Source organism: Bradyrhizobium sp. CCBAU 51627, assembly GCF_028128765.1.
Taxonomy (GTDB): Bacteria; Pseudomonadota; Alphaproteobacteria; order Rhizobiales; family Xanthobacteraceae; genus Bradyrhizobium.
The window spans coordinates 97845-116597 of sequence record NZ_LBJG01000017.1 but is presented as its reverse complement, the minus strand read 5'-3'; the positions used below and the strand labels follow the sequence as shown (position 1 = coordinate 116597).

The window sequence follows — 18753 nt, the reverse complement described above, 5'->3', positions numbered from 1 at the left end:
ATGTCCAGCTCAGCCAATTGACGCTGTCGCTGGCGAGGGAAGTCAGCGGCGCGTGACATAGAGGGGAGCGCCTGCTGGCGCGGGAGAGCTAGCGGGGTGCCCCCTCGCATCTCGGGACATTTCTTAAGCTCGCTCATAGCAGGTTCAAGGTTACCCGCTTTGAAAGATGTCTGGATGAAACGTGATAGGCTGAGGTTTATGAAGAGAATGTCTGGAAGACCAGCGCCATGGCTTTGCCTGGCCGGATTTCTAATCTGCCTCGCCTGGCCGGCTGCCATGAGCAACAGTATTCGCGCCAACGACAGCCCCCTTGTCGAACGACTCAAGTCAACTTGGCGATCGCAAGATGGTGAGACGATAGAACAAATCATCTCCAATGTTTCGATGGTGGCCCAGTTCGTCCCTCAAATGTGGGGCGTTGTTGAACTTGGCCAAAACGACTTTGTTTTCGTTTCGTGGACCAGGCACCGGGACAACAAATCAGACGAACAGTCCGTTATCGCCTGGAAAGTCGCGCCCGACGGTACGATTGAACTCGCCTCAACGTATGCGAAGCCGATGGAGTTGGGCTGGCGCGCCCTGGCGCTCTCGTTGATCGCCACTGAAGTCGCACATGGCGAACGGGGCGCAAATCTTAGCTTTCTGCATGATCCGACCAACTTCAACTTTGTGACTACGCCGCAAGGCCGGCTCGGCGATCTTCTGCGGCACGGCCGCTGCACTATCGTCGATCCTGTTGGAGTGGACTACCTACCGAAGCGGAATGACAAGCCGACCGAGAAAGGAGATATTTGGCGCGTTCTGCTCGTTGTGAACTGTAGTATCCAAGGACCACGTTATTTTACACACAATGGGGTCATCTCTTTCGAGAAGACCGAAGGACATGATTGGGAGCCACAATCCTCCTTTGCCAAGCGTATCGGGAAATTTCCTCCCGGCTCCTGGTTCCAACGCACCGAGCCAAAGGAAGAGGAAGACTTAGAAGAGCGAAGGCCTTAGTAAACGGTCGTGCAGCGCAACATCGCGCCGCACCCGTCCATGGCCAGGCGCGTCGGACTCTACTGCAAGACATACCGCTCTGTTGTTTAGGGCTCCGCAACTGTCCGGCTGCCCTTTCTCTGAGACGAAAGCGACGAGGAAGTTACCGCGAACGGGGCAGCGGTAGCGACCCCGGCATGCCCGCTGAGCGCCTGCACATTTCCGAGTGCGCAGGGTGGGAAGCTCCGGGCCCGTACGCGAGAACGTCGAGGACCAGACTGGCTCGGCCCCTAGCTTTCCTCGCGCTCATTCGTCTGCACGCATAGATCCGGATTCGACGCATGGGAAAGCGCCATCCACTTCAAGCGCGCAGGAAGAGACCGGTACTTCCCGAACGGCCGCGACCATGTCATTCCAATCGTGCAGCGAGGTGCTTAAGAATGATGCGCAGCTTGAGTCGGCAACCGCACCGAAGCTATCCGCCCCGAGTGCGGTGATGCGCAACGCGTATTGTAGACTGAAGCCTCGCACTGAATTTGCATCAGGATGGTACTCGCGATTATCCGAACACGTGGGCCGCCTCCCCTTCTCCGGCGCGTCTACGGCAAAGCCGCGGCTCAATATCGCAGCCTTTACAATTTCTGGAGCAAACGCACGCTAATGCCAGCGCTCCTGGGTAAGCACGTTGAGATCGCGGGGAACGTCCCTACCAAAGAGCGGCCGCCCGTCGCGCGGCCTCAGTCATAAATAATTCAGTCCTTGTAAAACCGTTTGAGACGTAGCGCTTAACGAATATGGTGCAGCGCGGAGGAGCCAAAAGCCCCAATGCGATTGCCATAACCGATCATCTCGGGCGTAAGAAGGCACGGGATTTGTGCGGTTTTCTCAAACAAGAAAGGTTCATTTGCGCGGCGAGCGTTGAGGCTGAACTCCATTGCGTCTTCCTTTGAATCCGGTCAGAGCGATTCAGACCAGAAGCTTCTTGAACATCTTTTTCCTGTCAAGACTTAGGGCGCAATTTCATTGTCCTAGTCGGAACGGTCGGCAGCGTCCAGTTTGCCGATCCGAAGTCGTCACCAACCACAGCAAGGTTGCTCCTCCACGCCTGACTGCACCGCGAGCGCCGACGCTTCATAGTCGGCAATTTTGCAAAGACAACATTCCGACGCTCGGGTTTGTCCATCACCGCGAGTTCGGCGGGGCCCGATGCGGATCTTCTCCTCAGGTCGAGAGGGTACAGGGCGCTCCCAGTGAGAGAGCCGTCGATGCTCGAATACCGCCGCACGCACTGCGGAAGAAATCTCTTGACCCTTACGCAGCGTCAGGTCGTAGCTTCGCGAAGCTCTCATAAAGCACGTCGAAAATGCCAGCCGGATAGCGGATATAACTCGGTCGGGCAGTCGAATGTATCGGCACCGTATCGTGCGTGAACATGGATCAGGAGCGAAAGGTTAGTCTCGGGATGAAGCACCGCGGAATCATATGCGCATTGCTCGCTCTCATCACATCTCCGGTCTGCGCCGCGACACTCAGCGGTGTTCCGCGCATCCTCGACGGCAATACTATCGAGATCGAGCACACCAACGTTCGGCTCTCAGGCATCGAAGCTCCTGAGACGGACCAGATTTGCCTCGACGCCCAGGGCCGGAGATGGCCGTGCGGCGTAGCTGCTCGCGACGAGCTCATCAAGCATTCGAATGGGCGAACCTGGGATTGTCATACCCAAAGAGCCGACGAGTACAGGCGAGCCCTCGGCAGCTGCTTCATCGAAGGCGAGAATGTGAACGCCTGGATGGTACGCTCGGGCTGGGCACTATCGGCTGGTGCATCTCGCCATACGTACGCTGTCTATGAGTTGGTGGCGAGCACAGCCCATGCTGGGCTGTGGTCGGGGGCGTTCATCGCCCCCTGGGACTGGGCTCGCCGCAATAGGGGCACGATTATCGTCGGCGCGACATTGATTCCGATCAACGCTCAGGAAGTCCTGCTCGGATCCGATCTGCTATCGGAACCGCCGTCCCCCGAGTGCCTGATAAAAGGCACTCTCGGGCGCACCGGCGAGCGCATTTATCACCTGCCAGGGCAACCCAGTTACGAACAAATCGACATGACGAAGAAGCGCGGCGAACGCTGGCTCTGTAGCGAAGCGGAAGCCGAAGCCACCGGGTGGCGTAAGGCCGTGCGATGAGGCGACACATGCATGCAGCCCATTCTCCAAACATGCACCATTTAACCAAGATAGCGCGTTCGCGCCGGTCGCTGTTGGTGTTCGCTGCTTTGGCAGTTTCCCTGCGGTTCGGCAATAGCATTGTCGATGCGAAGGAAGCAAAAGGCCCGCCCAAGCCAGACAACCTGCTGGCGCCAGATGCTGCCCTAAAGCGGCTGCTGAGGGGGAATGATCGTTTTGTCCAGGGCGCATCACGAGCCGACGATTTCAGGCGCGAGCGTCCGGTCTTAGTTGAGGGCCAAAATCCATATGCGGCGGTTCTGAGCTGCGCCGACTCTCGCGTGGCGCCCGAACTTGTCTTCGACAGCGGACTAGGTGATCTGTTTGTCTGCCGCGTCGCCGGAAACTTCGCCAATGATGATACGCTCGCCAGTATGGAATATGCGGTCGCAGTACTGAACACGCCGCTGATCCTTGTACTCGGCCACGATCATTGCGGTGCGATCGACGCCACGATCAAGTCTCTCCATCAAGATAAGCCGCCGCCGGGGCACATTTCATCCCTGGTCACCGCACTTGCTCCTGGAGTGAAAGCATCTCTACAGCAAGCCGGCGACACATTCGCTCACGCAACCCGGCAAAATGTGATCGATAATGTCAACAAACTTAAATCGACGGGCCCGATTCTGAACGCTGCAGTCGAACAGAACCGACTGAAGGTCGTCGGGGGCCTGTATCGGATCGCCACCGGCAAGGTCGATATTGTGAGCTGAGGCTTGCACCTTCACACCCGCGGCAAATCATCGGCCGTCTGTTGCAGAACTTCTCTTCTGCGCTGCTGGGTTGGTCCATCGTCTGCAACACATGCGCCGGATACCATCCGCTCCACAACATTCATCGCCTCGGGAAGCCCTTCGGTATGCGTGGCCTCATAATTCTGCTCCTGTTTTACGCACTCATGTTGGCAACGCGCGGCCCGCATCAAGAAACGCCCGTAGCGCGTCCGACGTCATTCATGCCTCGAGATTGAGTTGACAACCCAACAGAGGTGGTTCCGTCACCAGATCGCAATGAAAAGCATTGGCCTCTGAACTCCAGAGCACGCGACGATTACGAGAGCTTCTCAGCCCAGATCGGGCAAACCGTCCATGGTGCTGCTTTACCAAGCTCAGCCAGGGCTGAACATCACATAGAACCACCAGCACGACTGGCCGCCCTGGCGCTGTAAAGAAACATGCTATCCGCATCAGTGCCGGACATGCCTTCTTGAGCGATTTAGGAGACCGCGACCTCGAAAAGTCAGCCGCTCATCAATCATTTGCTAGGTCGTCTCGTTCGCCGCCAAGGATGCGGCCCACATTGATGGTGCCGTTGAGGGCATGGCTGTTTTCGCCACGATTTCGCATACGCTCTGCTTGACATTCCACGCGATCGCACGACCGTCCACTCGGATAATCTACTATCCGTCCTCCATGACGAGGTCGACTCTCAGGTTCTTAGTCCCTGCGGGACTCGGCAAATGAGCTAGATCCATCCGCCTAGATGAATTCGGTGGGCCAGCAACAATGAGTTAAGCGTCGCACACCGCGTCTGCAGTAGGAAATGGTCTGGCAACCGAGAGCTTCCGGAATCAGGCTCTTCAACCGGAAGGTTGCTCAATGCGAAACAGCGCACTAGCTAGTGCGAAACAGAGCACTAGCTTCGGAACGTAGGGTGCCTGATCTGTCGCAACGCTCGTCGTGCGGGGATAGTTACTGCGCGACTTTGGCAAGCTCGGCCAAGATCGGAAGCATTGGAAAACCGCCGAAGAAAGAGGCGCCAGCGGCCGCAAAAGGGTCGGCCAGGGAATCTGCGCCAATTTCTTGCGTCCGGTACGACAGAACGTAGACAGCTCGTGTGTTGCTGGCGACTCTCGAAAGCTTCCGAAACCTGTCCGAAGCGCTTCATCTTCGCTGCATGTGCGGGGCACTCTTGCAGTCACCTCGAACCTGGCTTGATCGCGAAATTACAACCTCCCGAGCGCCGTGCGGTTGTTGAACACCTGCCGTCTGGAGGTCCTCTTCTAACCAAGCGCTCTCCCGCAGTCGCACGAACAGAAAATTGGACTTTTGTAGCGTCGGGAGACCGGAGCGGGCCCCAATTTTAGCATAAACATTGAAGCCGGTCGGCGCTCGAGGTCCGCCTCTGTCGTTTTGCTTGCTGGTTGTTGAGTTCATGACATTCGGGCCTGAAAGTGGACATGAAGACACGAGCATGCGCTGGCACGGCACGCCGGAGTGGCCTCGCGCGAGTCAGACCGGGACGGCAGACATGCTTAATGGCACGTCGATTGCTGGGAAGATGGAAAAGAAGACGCAGGCTTGCCGCCGTCCCAAGCACAACTCGGGAATTCCAAACCTGACCCGGCTTGTCCTAAGTGTGACACACGTCCGTGGAGAAGACATGACACCGCATGCGCCCGATCAAACGCCGGAGACCCAGTGCGGCAAAGACGGATCGATGTCGCCACCGCCTATCGGCTGCTTTGCTAGCCAGCCTCAACGCCAATGGCAACAGCTATATGTCGGTCAGGCTTCCGCGCCCTTAAGCCGGGAACTTACCGTGCGCAATCTCATGCATTCGGGGGATGCTCTCCAGCCGGTATCAAATCACGCGGCTTCGTCACGCGCGTATGAATGACGCGTGGTAATGATCGGCACAAGACACGGAGGACGTTTTATGAACGCACCACCAGAAAAGATAACTCCCGAAACCCGCGCTGCGGCTGCGACCTGGGCTCATCTGTCGCCGCTACTCGTCGAGATCCGTGCGCGTCGCAATGAGTTTGGCCGAGCGCAGAAAATTCCAAAAGAGATCATCGACGGCTTCAGGCGCGTCGGCGTCTATCGGGCTATGGTGGCCAAGCGATTCGGCGGCGAGGAGCGAACGCCAGCCGATTTTTGTCGCCTGATCGAGCGCATCTCCGAGGCCGACGGATCGGCCGGTTGGGTCGCCAGCTTCGGGGATGGAGCTCGCTACCTCGCTGCTCTTCCGGACGACACGCTTCGAAAAGTGTACGCCAATGGGCCGGACGTCGTGTTGGCGGGCGCGCTTTTCCCGCTCCAGCCCGCCAAACGATGCACCGATGGATTTGTCGTGAACGGAGTGTGGCCATTCGCTAGCGGCTCGCCGGGGGCGGATTTGATAGGAGTTGGTATCACAGTGGAAGGCGATCCGACCGGAGACCTCCCGCGCGTAGCGGTGATTCCGGCCGAGAAGGTAACAATCCGGCCCAATTGGGACGTCATCGGACTACAAGGCACTGGAAGCCACGACGTTGTTGTCAGCGACGTCATTGTGCCAGAGGAATGGACCTTGATTCGCGGTGGTCCGGCGACACTTGATGGGCCGATCTATAGTTATCCATCCGTGGCTTTTGCCGCGCAGGCACATGCGATTGTGGGCATCGGGATTGCACGTTCCGCAATCGACGAGGTGATCGCCATGGCCGGAAGCCGCGCCTCGATCACTGGAGCGCCTGTGATGGCTGAGCGCGGCTATGTCCAGCTTGAGATCGCCAAAGCCGAAGCCATGCTACGTTCCGCTCGTTCCTTCTTTTACGAGGCCACGGAGGAGCTGTGGAAGCAAGCGCTCACGGGTGAGGTAAATCTGAGCACCACGATGCTGATGCGGCTCGCCGCGACGAACGCCGCGCGGCAGGGCGCTGAGGTCTGCAGGATTGCGAGCGGTATTTCTGGAACTGAGGCGCTCTATACCACCAGCAATCTAGCACGCGCCATGTGCGACAGCTTCGTGGTTGCCCAGCACGCAGCTTTAAACGAGGGAACGCTTCAGAGCGCTGGCCGCGCTCTGCTCGGCACTGCAATACAGCCGGGCTTTCCATGAAGTGGGGCACGCACGGGCAAGCCACACGCCACGCCCGGCGTCATGATGTGGTCTTCCGCTGAGGACTTGGCGCCTTATTTCAATGTGAACAAAGACAGCTTTGGGCTCTCCCCCTTCAAAACGATTCCACTTCTTATCCTGGAGCACCAGGTTCGTTGTCCAAACATAGCGAGCCTTTATAAGCCTCTACAGCCTGCCCCGATCATTGACGTGCCGACCGGGATCCACCTGAACTTCTGCGCAACGACTCGCGGTTCAACTCACGCACTTTGCAAATGACCGCGCGCGCGGCTCGATTCCCACCCGCTGCCTACTTGCCGCTTGGGGCGCACGGTACGGAAGACGCTCTGCATTGCGCACTATCCTAGCACTCACCCTTGCGCTCATCGATGCGGCACGCCAGCGCGCTGGCAACGGCCGTGCGACATTGATGTGAAGCGTACTGTACACCGCCGATCGGAATTAATGGATCAATTCGGCCCTTGGCCGCTGCTGGCGGATCAGCATCGACGGCGCGGAAGAGACGCTGCGGCCCGCATGAGGTCGCGCATCGGCCAACCGGCTATCCTGCAGCTGAAGAGATCCATGTCGGCCACCAATACAGCCAGCCCTCTGCCGTTGCGATCGAGCGATATCGGCAAGCTGGACCGGCTCGGGCTGCGCCGGTGAAGTCGCGCGATCAGGTTCGGCGTGATCAACATTAGATCGTAGCGACTGTCGCTAGAGCGGAACCGACATAGCGGCGCCACGAGCGCGCGCCGCCCTGCTACATCGCCCGTTCGATCGCAGCGGCAGCACCACGGCCTGCCGCTCGGGACCGCGTGGACCCGAGGACTGCCATGGCGCTGGCCGCCCCCGGTGGAGCGGCCGACGTGCACGCCGGCCCGATGCCAACCCTGCGCACTGGCTGTCCGGCTGGCGATGGCCGCTCGCCTTGACGATCACCGCTCTGCAGCTGCGACCATCATAGAGTCCGCTGGTCAAGCCTTCGGTTAATGAGACGCTCGATATGAGTAGCTGCTAGAGGCGCGTATTCTTGAGCAATACATCACCTTCCACCGCGCGCGGATAGTGAGCCGCCACTTCAAATGATGGCAATAAGTTGAGAATGCCTTGGAGGGTTAACTGCCCTTCGTAGAGCTCGCGGTCACTATACTCGGTGTAGATGAAGCGCGTATTGCTCAAGGTCCGCATTCCGCCGGCGATAACGTCGGCTTCGGCTCCCTGAACGTCCATCCAGATGAAATCGACTGCGTCCACGTTGGCTTCGCTGCACCAGTCGTCCAGCCGCCGTGTTTCAACCGAGACAGGGTGATCAAACCGGACCCAATCATACTCGGTAAGATGATTCTTTGGCCGGCGTATTGAACCGGATAAGTCCCAATCCTTGGCATCCCCATCTGCATTGCTCGGATGGAAGTCGATCGTCCCGTTTCGATCACTGATGGCGATTTCAAGCAGCTTCACCTTATCGAGGGATGGACCGAGCTTCCTCTTGAAGCGCGCGATCGCTCGGGGGTCCGGCTCAAAGCAGTAGAGCCTGGGTTGCGGGCACAGCTCGAGAAACTTTTTCGTATCTGTCCCATCATTGCAGCCAATATCCAGGATGACCGGATTCGGCTTCTGAAGAAGTGAGACGATGTGCTGATGTACTTCTACGGATGACACAGCTGCTCTTCCATGGTGCGCGGAGATCGGATGATTTTCGACTTCGAAGCCGATCACACGTCAGAAGCCGCTGCACAACGTATATCAAGGTATAAAGCTCATATTTGCGCCAGCATCCCTTGATCCACGACAGCTGTTTGGATGCCATCGACATCAAACGGAGGGCCTGTCGAACAGCTCGCGATGCAATTCTCGAACTTATCGTCGGAAAAATGCGGCCTCGGTGAGCCAGATCGTCGTCCTATTTTTTCGAATTGCCGAAAGAACGCCTTCGTCCGAGCGTCACCTGTCGGATATGTTTTCTGGCGCGTGCCGATCAGAGTGCCCCTCGTGCAGAGCAACAGCCACTTCGCTCGATGACGAGTGGTGCGAAAATGTGCTCTGCCGACTGACGGCCACCTTCTCAGATTGGCTGACGGTAGCTCCCGGCGATCCCTTCCTCGGAATCGTCGGTGAGGAAACGAAGTCGGTGAAAGCACCGGCCCACGCGTTGCTAGGCGCGATCCTGCTTTCGCGGCATGTTCAAATTTCATAAAATGCCGTGGCGCTAGGATAACCAGGCTCAATTCAATAGGCTTTGAGCGCCGCGCCGCGGCTGGACGCCCATCATTCGTTACGATGGTGACCTGGCTAGGAGCATGCCGCGTCTTACAAGAAACAGCTCTCGATTTTTCGAGATCGTTGCAAACTTCTTCGCATACACGACTACGACAGATTTGACGAGCCGCTCTTCGATAATACTCGTGGACTGCACGCTGCGCCGGCCCCAGCTGCTAGATCGTGCCGTCAGGTCATCATGTGCAATCCCGACACCGTCTTCGACCGGCGGCGTTTCGATAGGTGCAACGCCAACCGAGCAATGTTGAAGTATCCCAAGGACTGATGCAGGTGTTTCGAAGAAACGCAATGTCAATTTCACGACAGTCGGGCGGCCGTGCACCTCAGCACGTTTGCTTCCGGACAAACACACACGCAGTCCGGTCAATGCTTCAGCAGAACTGGAAGGATAGATCGCTCAGCGCATTTCTGGCCTGACTCTTGCTACAGGCTGCTGGTCACATTGTGCCTAACGCCAACTTGTTCAATCAGGAGACCTCTATGAAATTCCGACCGCTTCACGACCGCGTCGTGGTTAAGCGCATCGACGCCGAAGAGAAGACCGCAGGCGGCATCATCATTCCGGACACAGCGAAGGAAAAGCCATCGCAGGGCGAGGTCATTGCAGTTGGCCCGGGCGGCCGCGATGATAGCGGCAAGCAGATTCCGATCGACATCGAAGTCGGTGACCGAGTGCTGTTTGGCAAGTGGTCCGGCACCGAAGTCAAGATCGATGGGCAAGACCTGTTAATCATGAAGGAGAGCGACATTATGGGCGTTCTCACCGAGGTGTTCTCGAAGAAGAAAGCCGCCTGACACAGGGCTCGCAGCAGAACCTCCTGAGGAGAGCCCACCGGGCGCGCTAAAGGATGAACTAATAGGAACTGAGGGAATTTTCTATGTCAGCCAAAGAAGTCAAGTTCGGAGTGGACGCGCGAGACCGCATGCTGCGAGGCGTCGACATTCTCGCCAATGCCGTGCAGGTCACGCTCGGCCCGAAGGGCCGCAACGTCGTGCTAGACAAGTCGTTCGGCGCGCCTCGGATTACTAAGGACGGCGTCACCGTCGCCAAGGAGATTGAGCTCGACGACAAGTTCGAGAACATGGGTGCCCAGATGGTGCGGGAAGTGGCTTCGAAGGCCGCGGATGCAGCCGGCGACGGCACCACCACCGCGACCGTCCTGGCCGCCGCGATCGTGCGTGAAGGCGCCAAGTCGGTTGCCGCCGGCATGAACCCGATGGACCTCAAGCGCGGTATCGACCTCGCGGTCGAGGCCGTCGTTGCTGACCTGCAGAAGAACTCAAAGAAGGTCACCTCGAATGAGGAGATCGCCCAGGTCGGCACAATTTCGGCCAATGGCGATGCCGAGATCGGCAAGTTTCTCGCCGACGCGGTGAAGCAGGTCGGTAACGATGGTGTCATCACGGTCGAGGAAGCCAAGTCGCTCGAGACCGAACTCAACGTCGTCGAGGGCATGCAGTTCGACCGCGGCTACATCTCGCCCTACTTCGTCACCAACGCCGACAAGATGCGCGTTGAGATGGACGACGCCTACATCCTCATCAACGAGAAGAAGCTCTCCTCGCTGAATGAGCTGCTGCCGCTGCTGGAGGCCGTGGTGCAGACCGGCAAGCCGCTGGTCATCGTCGCCGAGGACGTCGAGGGTGAAGCGCTCGCGAGCCTGGTCGTGAACCGCCTTCGCGGCGGCCTGAAGGTCGCGGCCGTCAAGGCTCCGGGCTTCGGCGATCGCCGCAAGGCCATGCTGCAGGACATCGCGATCCTGACAGGCGGCCAGGCGATCTCGGAAGATCTCGGCATCAAGCTCGAGAACGTCACGCTCAACATGCTCGGTCGCGCCAAGAAGGTTACGATCGACAAGGATAACACCACGTTCGTCAACGGCGCCGGCAAGAAGGCCGACATCGAGGCGCGCGTGGCCCAGATCAAGGCGCAGATCGAGGAGACCACCTCGGACTACGACCGTGAGAAGCTCCAGGAGCGTCTCGCCAAGCTCGCGGGCGGCGTCGCGGTGATCCGCGTCGGCGGCGCGACGGAGGTCGAGGTGAAGGAGCGCAAGGATCGCGTTGATGACGCGATGCATGCGACCCGCGCGGCGGTCGAGGAAGGCATCGTCCCCGGCGGCGGCGTCGCCCTGCTCCGTGCCTCCGAGCAGCTCAAGGGCCTGCCTACCAATAACGACGACCAGAAGACCGGGGTCGAGATCGTTCGCAAGGCGCTGTCTTGGCCGGCCCGCCAGATCGCGATCAACGCCGGCGAAGACGGCTCGATAGTGGTCGGCAAGGTCCTCGATAACGAGCAGTACTCTTTTGGCTTTGATGCGCAGACGGGCGAGTACAGCAACCTTCTCTCCAAAGGCATCATCGACCCGGCCAAGGTCGTGCGCATCGCGGTCCAGAACGCCTCCTCGGTAGCCGGGTTGCTGATCACGACGGAAGCGATGGTTGCCGAGCTGCCGAAGAAGGCGACGGCTGGTCCAGCAATTCCGGCGGCCCCCGGTATGGGGGGTATGGACTTCTGATCCCTTCTCAAGTTCTCGATGACATGTGAAACCCTGGCAATACTGTCAGGGTTTTTTCTGCATCAAGCGGCCTGTAGCCCTGCCAGTCGCAAGGATTGGGCCCATCGGCCTATCCATGTGCGCCGCGGCTAGACTCGGACGCAATTTTCTTGTGACCATTCCTTCGGCCATTGAGCGAGAGTGGAAGATCGCCCATCGGACGTGCTGGTGGATTCGTTGTCGATGCTGATCGTATGGACGCGCCTCGCCCGAAGTCGCAGAGACAATCATTTTCCGCCGTAGCTGATACAGCGGAGCCGCGCGGTCAAATATCGCTGGGCTAGTTATGTTTTAAGCATCGGCCACCTTCTCGCCGGCACATGGCACTATGCCAGTTTCATTGAAGCGATGGGCTTGTGCTTAGCTCGACTATACCCTTAAGCTAGTCGTTCGCTAGGCGGACAGCAGGGTTCAAGGCAGGAGGGCATCGACCCGCGCAGGCCGCTACGCCTGATGCATTGCGTCTGGTCCGTCAGCTTTTGGACAGCTTGTCGGTGTACAATGATCTTGAAGTTAGCGGCGCGTGGTAGGGACAGCGCTAGCCCCGAGTATGCGTGGGGATTTCGGCGCCGAGTCACGTTTCTGCTAACTTCAACCAGTAGTGCGGGCGTGGCAGAGATAACGTCTGGTCCATCCAGCCCGGCCAGCGCCGAGTCGCGCCCGCGCTGCTTCCGTGAGACTGGGATCAGATCCCCACAGGCGACGGTCTTCCAAGTCAGCTGAATAGCTCGCTTGCGCTCGCTGCCGCCGAGAGAGCTCTAGTCGTAGCTTCAGGATGTCATTCCGATTATCAGCAAGTTAATCCTAAAATGGCTTTGTAGCCCAGCTCGGCATACAATTTGATTGAGACGCTTGGAACGACACAGTGCTGTAAGATCACTGAGTCAGATCGCGGGCGGGGCCTTCACCGAAGCCAGGAGTCAAGTGCAGCGACGAGGAGAAGACGCGGATTGTTGCGGAGCTCCTGGCGAGCAAGGACTGGGTTTGTGCGCCGGTGCGAAGGCATGCGGATGTGCCAGCAGCAGCTGTTTGGTTGACGAACCCACTATAGATCTGCCGACGACGATTCCGATGCAGACGAAGTAGAGCTTTGTGCCGACTGTGGATGCCTGGTCCCGACCTTATCCCTGAGCGCGCGATTGCGCGCAGGGTAACGAAACAGGTTTGCCAAACGGCCGCCGATCCCGCCCGAGTGCAAGCGCAGGCGATTGAGGCTTTGAGGAGCGACGGCGGGCTCCCGAACTTGAGTGATCGGCCAACCTATGTCGCTGAACATTCACCCCTCTCCGCACTACGTCGAGAGCTTCCGTCTAGAGCACCGACTGAACATCGGCAGAACCGCGGCGGGTGCACCATGGTTGGCGATGCGGCTGTCCCGCATCGACAGATGAGGTTCCGCGCGGGCATCAGGCAAGCCCGTTGCAACCTCGGAAGCCCTCACGTGATCTTTTGTGTGACGACAGTCGCTATATCAAGGTTGTTCGGGGGGCTGCTGTAGCGCTCCGCCAGACTCTTGAACAACCCTCCGACCCGATCTGGCGCAACAGCAAATTCCCCATAGTTAGGATCAAAGAGGGTCGTCGTTCCATTAGACGTCGCCGTCGCGATCGAGTGGCCGCCACCCCCGACGAAATTCAAGCGGACCCAATAGCGGGACGCATCCTGGGTGACCTCCTTCACGATCTTGTCAATGCGCGAAGATGTACCAAACCTATATCCCGTCTGTTCACCAGACGGTTCTAGGCCGGCGTCGCGCAACATCGTGCTTTTTGCCTGGCGGTTGTGAGACCCTTCCGCCCCATCCTCTTTCAATAAAGTCGCGACCTGTTCATACTGCCCCTGCCGCCTTGCCGCTGAGCTGTGATTTTCAGTGCCCGGGAGCAGAGCCCTCATTCGAGATGAAGAGCTGCTTCGGGATGAAGGGCTGCTTGGGAGACTAAGGAGCCACTCCGCTACCAATCCAACACAAATTCCGCTGACATTGGCTTCGGACAATTCAGCAGTCCTGTAATCGAACAGATCACGGACAGAACTAGCGGCTGAGGATACCTCCGAGCTGGAGGACAGAGAGGATGTGCTGTGGCGCGAGGTGCTTGGACTAGACTCGATTGCATCTGAGGTATGTGGCTTGCTGAAGCAGAGCCCCATTCGTTCAACCGATTCGTCTGACGGCAGGCTCTCCCGCCGCGCGACTTCGGTGAGTGTTTGCGCAAATTCGATACTGTCTGCGGGCCTACTCAATTCATCAGCTTGGCCAGGGCGTGTGTATTCGCCATCGACTCGGTTATACATGCTGGTTCACCTGCTTCTTCGGCGTACTCGCCCCCTCAGAGGGAGCGCGCCGCTTTCCTGCGGCTGATATCGCGGCAAACTGACGAAGAGCTGACCACCAAACAAGCTTGGGGAAGCTACCGCCGCGTCGGCAAATTGGTTCCGCGACAGTCCCTGTTCACGAGCGCGGCTGCAGGTGTGAGGCAGTGGTCGACCAGCTAGTTACTCTTGCACAGTGACGCAGGCGCCGCTCGGCCGGCACAACTTCGCCTCCAAAGAGTGCGCAATTCGCGTCTTCAAATCGCTCCGTGATCGACCATCGGCCAGCGAGATGCTGTTGTTGCCGCTCAGGCACCTTCAGCACGGATCCGCAAAAACTGGTTTGAACCTGCGAAGACCCAAATTACGACCTATCGTTCCCGCTATAGCAATGGTGCAGACATTCCCCCCGAATCAGGGTGCGTTAGCAGCTCCTGTTTGACATCGGTATTTCAGAGCAGCCCGCCGTGCAAAATGCAACGGTCGAGCGAGACTGACATACACCCGCTTGTGACACCTCATTTTGGGGCGCCGAACGTGTGCTCCAGCAACCGCTCGACACGTCTGCTCGAACGTTGTTAACTCAGCCCGTCATGCTGTCGCGCTGATCCGCGCGAACAACGTTGCCGCATCTGAGGGACTTAATCCAACGACGCCTACGAAGCTCGGGGACGGCATCGGAATGTCTCGATAAGTGGGTCTCCACAAGTGAAGGCAATATCGGCTGTTATTCACATACCGCGATTGTGGCGGATGCAATTGCATGACGCTCTCCTCTTCATCCCAGAACAGGTCTTTGACAAAGCACATCTCCTCCCAGTTTGGACAACGCCGCGGGGTCGAAACAGCGACATGCTCCCAGCCAGGATGGACAAATGCAGTTATCTTGAGTTCACACCCGCAAGGCCCCTGTACAAAGAACAGGCCGCAAGGTCCTGATCCCGGAGCAGTAGCGAACTGGCCATGTTGCACACGGCCAGCCTCCAGCTTGTCTATCATCTGCGCTCGCACGCCCGCTCCTTTGCCTCTCGAATAGCCCTAAGCTCTACGTAGATGACGTTGTCGCGCAACAAGTCAAGCTTCTCGGCCCAGCGCTCCTGACTCAGTCTACGGCGTACCATCCGCAAAAGCGCACGCTCCTCTTATTCCTCTCGTGCTCGATTGCGGCCTTGGTGCCGCTGGTTGCCCGAGCATGGGCGGTAGCACGACGCGCGTTGGGCGCATTGACCCACCGATCTGACCTTCCTGCTACTTATGTAAATCGTCATTGAGCCTCGCCGAGGCGACGCAGTTTGCCATTGCTGCCAGGCATTCACTGCTCATCGCCGGCAGAGCGCACATCCCGCTCGAGCACACGAAGTCGGCGGCTCTTGAGGCTTCACCTCCTCTTCAACGAATTGGTCTTCATCATGGCGTGCCCCTATTGGGGGCGACATTTAGATCTCATGATGATGGCAACACCAGTAACGGCACCAGATATGTGAGGGCGACTTGCTTCGTGAGGAGTACGATCACTCGCGGCCTCCTCGCCAAGGCTGAACAGTCTTAATGCGCATTTATGTGAAAATGATTCAGTTCTATGGCGTCCAACTCGGCACAGATAGCCGCGGACGTCTGGCATGCCGCTTCTTCGAACTGATACATCCAGCGGATCGCCTGCGATCTTGGTCGTAAGCTAACGGTCAGGAACAATGAATAGTCTATCTCATTGACTGCAACGGCGAATATCGCCTGATCTTTTCCGCGTCACTAAGATGCAGCTCTTAACGCGTTGTCTACGGCATGTCACTCGCGAAGCGCTCACCCTTTGCTGCTAATGCGGGTGTTGTTTCCGACATGAATGTCGCGACTTCGACGTCGCGAAACGGCTCCGTTTGACGAACCCATCTCATCAAAAGCGCTGCCGACAGTTCTACCTCCTGGCATGTCGCTTGCTGTGCTGCCAGAACGCGACCTTGCTGTACCGAGGATGCATGGGGTCGGCCGAGTGGTCGCCAGGCAACGATCATCGATTCTCATACTGCTATGAAAGAGGACTGCTAACTTATGAGTGATAGGAGGCATGCAAAGCTTGGCATATTTCAGTTGACCGGCGTTGAGCACGATGAAACGACAAATTGGCGGGCAACAAAGCACTCAATGATCAAGGGTTTCGGCGCCGATCGTCCCTCCCTGCAACCCCGGAAGAGGTTGAACTGGGGCCTTTTAGCCGCACTTCTCATAAATGCGCTGCTTTGGGCTGGAATCTACTGGGTCGTCACATCGTTCTTCTGAAAGACTCTCGCGCGTGGCAACCGCGCGAGGGGGCTCCTAGGGCCTATTGCAAGCCGCGGCCACCACGGCTGCGGACAACCTGATGCCATTGCGCACTTCGCTGCTACCTGGATATGCCCTGCTCCGGCGGCCGCAAAGGGAAAGTCGACGCATAACCCAGATGGCTCAAGTTGGCGACAGTGACATGCCGTTGCAGCCGCGAGTAAGTGCCAAACATTCACCAGTAGCAGGTCAATGCGTCCGTGCGCAGGTGGCATCCTGGCGTCGTCGTTAGCGGCAACGGATTGACTGCAAGTGAGAACCAATACTCCCCATTCCCGTCATGTTAAAGTTCGCTTTCGAGAAGCTGAGGAAGCAAGGTGACCTGAAGGAACGTTGGGCACGTGGCCAGCTCCGCCGTCACGTGCGTTTGGCCCAGGACGGTCGGGCCGCCTCGCCCCTGGCTCCCGCAACGCCCGTGCAGGCGGGATTGACTCGCTTGCTGAGCGATGTCTGCCTAGCCATTGGAGCGGGTATAACAGGCTGAGGCCTTTATGTGCGGTAGCGACGCTCTAAAGCTCTTGCTCAGGCCACGTATCGTCCTCGTTTTTGCGCATCTGCCACACGAGGGCACGCCGCGCTAACTTGTCGTATTCCAAGGCGATCTTAAGCAGCCTGTCTTTGGCTTTTCCGTCATCGAGCCCTGCCGCTTTCTTTCGTGTTGCTTCTGCACGGCCTAGCCAGTGATCGGGCTGGTAGAGTTTGCTTTTCGAATTCATGCCGAGAGCATGCAACTCGTAGATCAAAGAATTGCGACACCGCCGCTCCGTATCATCACGTAGGAACCACGCTCGCCGCCGCGGCTTCCGAAGCAGTCAGCCCCAGTCCAGACTAATAATTCAGAAACGGCTGAGTACGCGTTGCAGACGATCCTTGTAGGAACAATGCACAGGCACCGACATCTTAAGACCATCGGTCCCACGAAGAGACTTGAATCGCACGCAGCGTCAGATTGTAGGATTCTGGACAAGTGGAGATCACCTCCGACAATCGCGTGATTCCTGACAGTTCACGAGAATTGCCAATGTCTCAAGTACCTACACTCGCCCAGGACGATCGAAGAGAGAGCCTAACATCATCCCGATGCAGACCTGCCCGCGATTCATCGAATGCTATTCCTGTCTCTGCTGGACGAAATCGCGCGTTGCGAGGTCTGCACGGCAGGACTCCTATCACCGCAGTCTCCCCTGACCCGACGCAAGACGAGACCTACCTCACAGATAACTCCATCCAACCTCTTCACATAAAGTGGAACAGAAGGGCGATGATACTAAACATTGTCTCAGCGCGTCATCATGGTCGCTCTTGCAAGACCGACAACGACCTAAGCACATCTGGTTTGCCTGATCTCTTTGCGTCGCCAGAGCTGGCCTGTGCCGCTTCGAGCCGGCATCGTGCCGAGTCCTCCGTCACTTATCGGCCCGATTAGGCCGCCCCATAGTCCCCCAGGTCATGGTCAGGCAGGCCCAAGCAATGCCGCGAGACATCGAGGCATGGACCGGCCGCACAACCGCCAGCAGCTCCAAAAGGATCATCTGCTGCGTCGGCGCAACCGCTAGTACTTCCCCCTTTCGTGAAGCTCTGCCGGTATGGAAGGTGGCGTCCCTGTCATGCTGGACAGATGACGAGCTCCGTACAGTGGCAGGGTGATGCGCTCCGCGGGGCAATAACAATAAGTAGCTCCACCGAATCAATGAAATGTTATGAAACGAAAACAACGAATTCAGTTGGCTTCGTGCCTCAGACTCTCCTACCGCCCCATCGCTCTCGGCCTGGCAATGACAACTGTAATGCTCGGGCCGCTCAACGCGCGTGATCGAACGCCGACCGCAGAGGAGAAAGAGGCCTGCATGGAAGACGTGTTCCGCCTTTGTAGCAGTCAAATACCAGATCGCACCGCTATCACTGCCTGCCTCAGAGCCAGGCAAGATCGCCTCAGTCAGCAATGTCGCGACGTGATCTCCGGGCGGGACATCAGCAATAAGAGCAGCGGCTCGAAATGAAGATGCTGCGACCTGTCCGTCCGACTCCTCTCCAGACGTCGCCCCAGCTTGACGTGCAACACGTCACTCTAGGGGGCGCCGGGCGGCTCACCTCTTCATGCGGGCGGATCAAGGACGCGTCCTCGCTTCTTGAAGGCTGTCGTGCACAGGCTCATTTGCGCCCGGCGAATTTATTTCTCAGAGCCAGCTGAGCTCGGCCTGAACTCTTCAGCACGCTATACTCATAGTGCGTGGGAAGCCCATCAGCGGCTCC

General features: G+C 58.1%; 12 protein-coding genes. 7 read left to right on the top strand and 5 right to left on the bottom strand.

The features are described from left to right. Nucleotides 1–276 precede the first annotated feature (276 nt). Nucleotides 277–999 (top strand): nodulate formation efficiency C protein, encoded by a 723-nt coding sequence (locus XH88_RS08910; RefSeq protein ID WP_271615027.1) that lies wholly within the window; start codon nucleotides 277–279, stop codon nucleotides 997–999. Between the two features lie 764 nt (nucleotides 1000–1763). Here the strand turns inward: XH88_RS08910 and XH88_RS08905 are convergent. Beyond that, entirely contained in the window at nucleotides 1764–1913 is a 150-nt protein-coding gene (locus XH88_RS08905; RefSeq protein WP_271615026.1) for a hypothetical protein, read from the bottom strand. Nucleotides 1914–2467: 554 nt separating this feature from the next. Between XH88_RS08905 and XH88_RS08900 the strand changes: the two genes are divergently transcribed. From XH88_RS08900 to XH88_RS08890, 3 genes are all read left to right on the top strand, one after another. Beyond that, nucleotides 2468–3166 (top strand): thermonuclease family protein, encoded by a 699-nt coding sequence (locus XH88_RS08900; protein ID WP_271615025.1) that lies wholly within the window; start codon nucleotides 2468–2470, stop codon nucleotides 3164–3166. Nucleotides 3167–3174: 8 nt separating this feature from the next. Next, nucleotides 3175–3918: a carbonic anhydrase gene (locus XH88_RS08895; RefSeq protein WP_271615024.1), complete on the top strand. Its 744-nt coding sequence runs from the start codon at nucleotides 3175–3177 to the stop codon at nucleotides 3916–3918. A gap of 1945 nt (nucleotides 3919–5863) precedes the next feature. Next, a complete protein-coding gene (locus XH88_RS08890; protein WP_271615023.1) occupies nucleotides 5864–7030 on the top strand; it encodes a flavin-dependent monooxygenase in 1167 nt (388 codons plus the stop codon). A 1020-nt stretch (nucleotides 7031–8050) separates the two neighbouring features. Here the strand turns inward: XH88_RS08890 and XH88_RS08885 are convergent. Continuing rightward, the gene (locus tag XH88_RS08885; RefSeq protein ID WP_271615059.1) at nucleotides 8051–8698 is read right to left on the bottom strand and encodes an FkbM family methyltransferase; all 648 of its coding nucleotides are present in this window, start codon (nucleotides 8696–8698) and stop codon (nucleotides 8051–8053) included. A gap of 223 nt (nucleotides 8699–8921) precedes the next feature. On the opposite strand from XH88_RS08885, the gene XH88_RS08880 reads away from it, so the two are divergent. From XH88_RS08880 to groL, 3 genes are all read left to right on the top strand, one after another. Continuing rightward, nucleotides 8922–9233, top strand: a complete 312-nt coding sequence (locus XH88_RS08880; RefSeq protein WP_271615022.1) for a hypothetical protein — start codon at nucleotides 8922–8924, stop codon at nucleotides 9231–9233. 563 nt (nucleotides 9234–9796) lie between these two features. After that, nucleotides 9797–10111 carry a co-chaperone GroES gene (gene groES, locus XH88_RS08875; protein ID WP_271615021.1) on the top strand — a complete coding sequence of 105 codons (315 nt, stop codon included), beginning with the start codon at nucleotides 9797–9799 and terminating at the stop codon, nucleotides 10109–10111. An 83-nt stretch (nucleotides 10112–10194) separates the two neighbouring features. After that, complete coding sequence (gene groL / locus XH88_RS08870; RefSeq protein WP_271615020.1) at nucleotides 10195–11835, top strand: chaperonin GroEL; 1641 nt, start codon at nucleotides 10195–10197, stop codon at nucleotides 11833–11835. A gap of 1476 nt (nucleotides 11836–13311) precedes the next feature. Here the strand turns inward: groL and XH88_RS08865 are convergent. From XH88_RS08865 to XH88_RS08860, 3 genes are all read right to left on the bottom strand, one after another. Beyond that, nucleotides 13312–14022 (bottom strand): YopT-type cysteine protease domain-containing protein, encoded by a 711-nt coding sequence (locus tag XH88_RS08865; protein WP_271615058.1) that lies wholly within the window; start codon nucleotides 14020–14022, stop codon nucleotides 13312–13314. Nucleotides 14023–14775: 753 nt separating this feature from the next. After that, entirely contained in the window at nucleotides 14776–15183 is a 408-nt protein-coding gene (locus tag XH88_RS39185) for a DUF7694 domain-containing protein (RefSeq protein WP_442868425.1), read from the bottom strand. A 1826-nt stretch (nucleotides 15184–17009) separates the two neighbouring features. After that, on the bottom strand, nucleotides 17010–17216 hold the full coding sequence (locus XH88_RS08860; protein WP_208757086.1) for a hypothetical protein: 207 nt from the start codon (nucleotides 17214–17216) through the stop codon (nucleotides 17010–17012). Nucleotides 17217–18753 lie beyond the last annotated feature (1537 nt).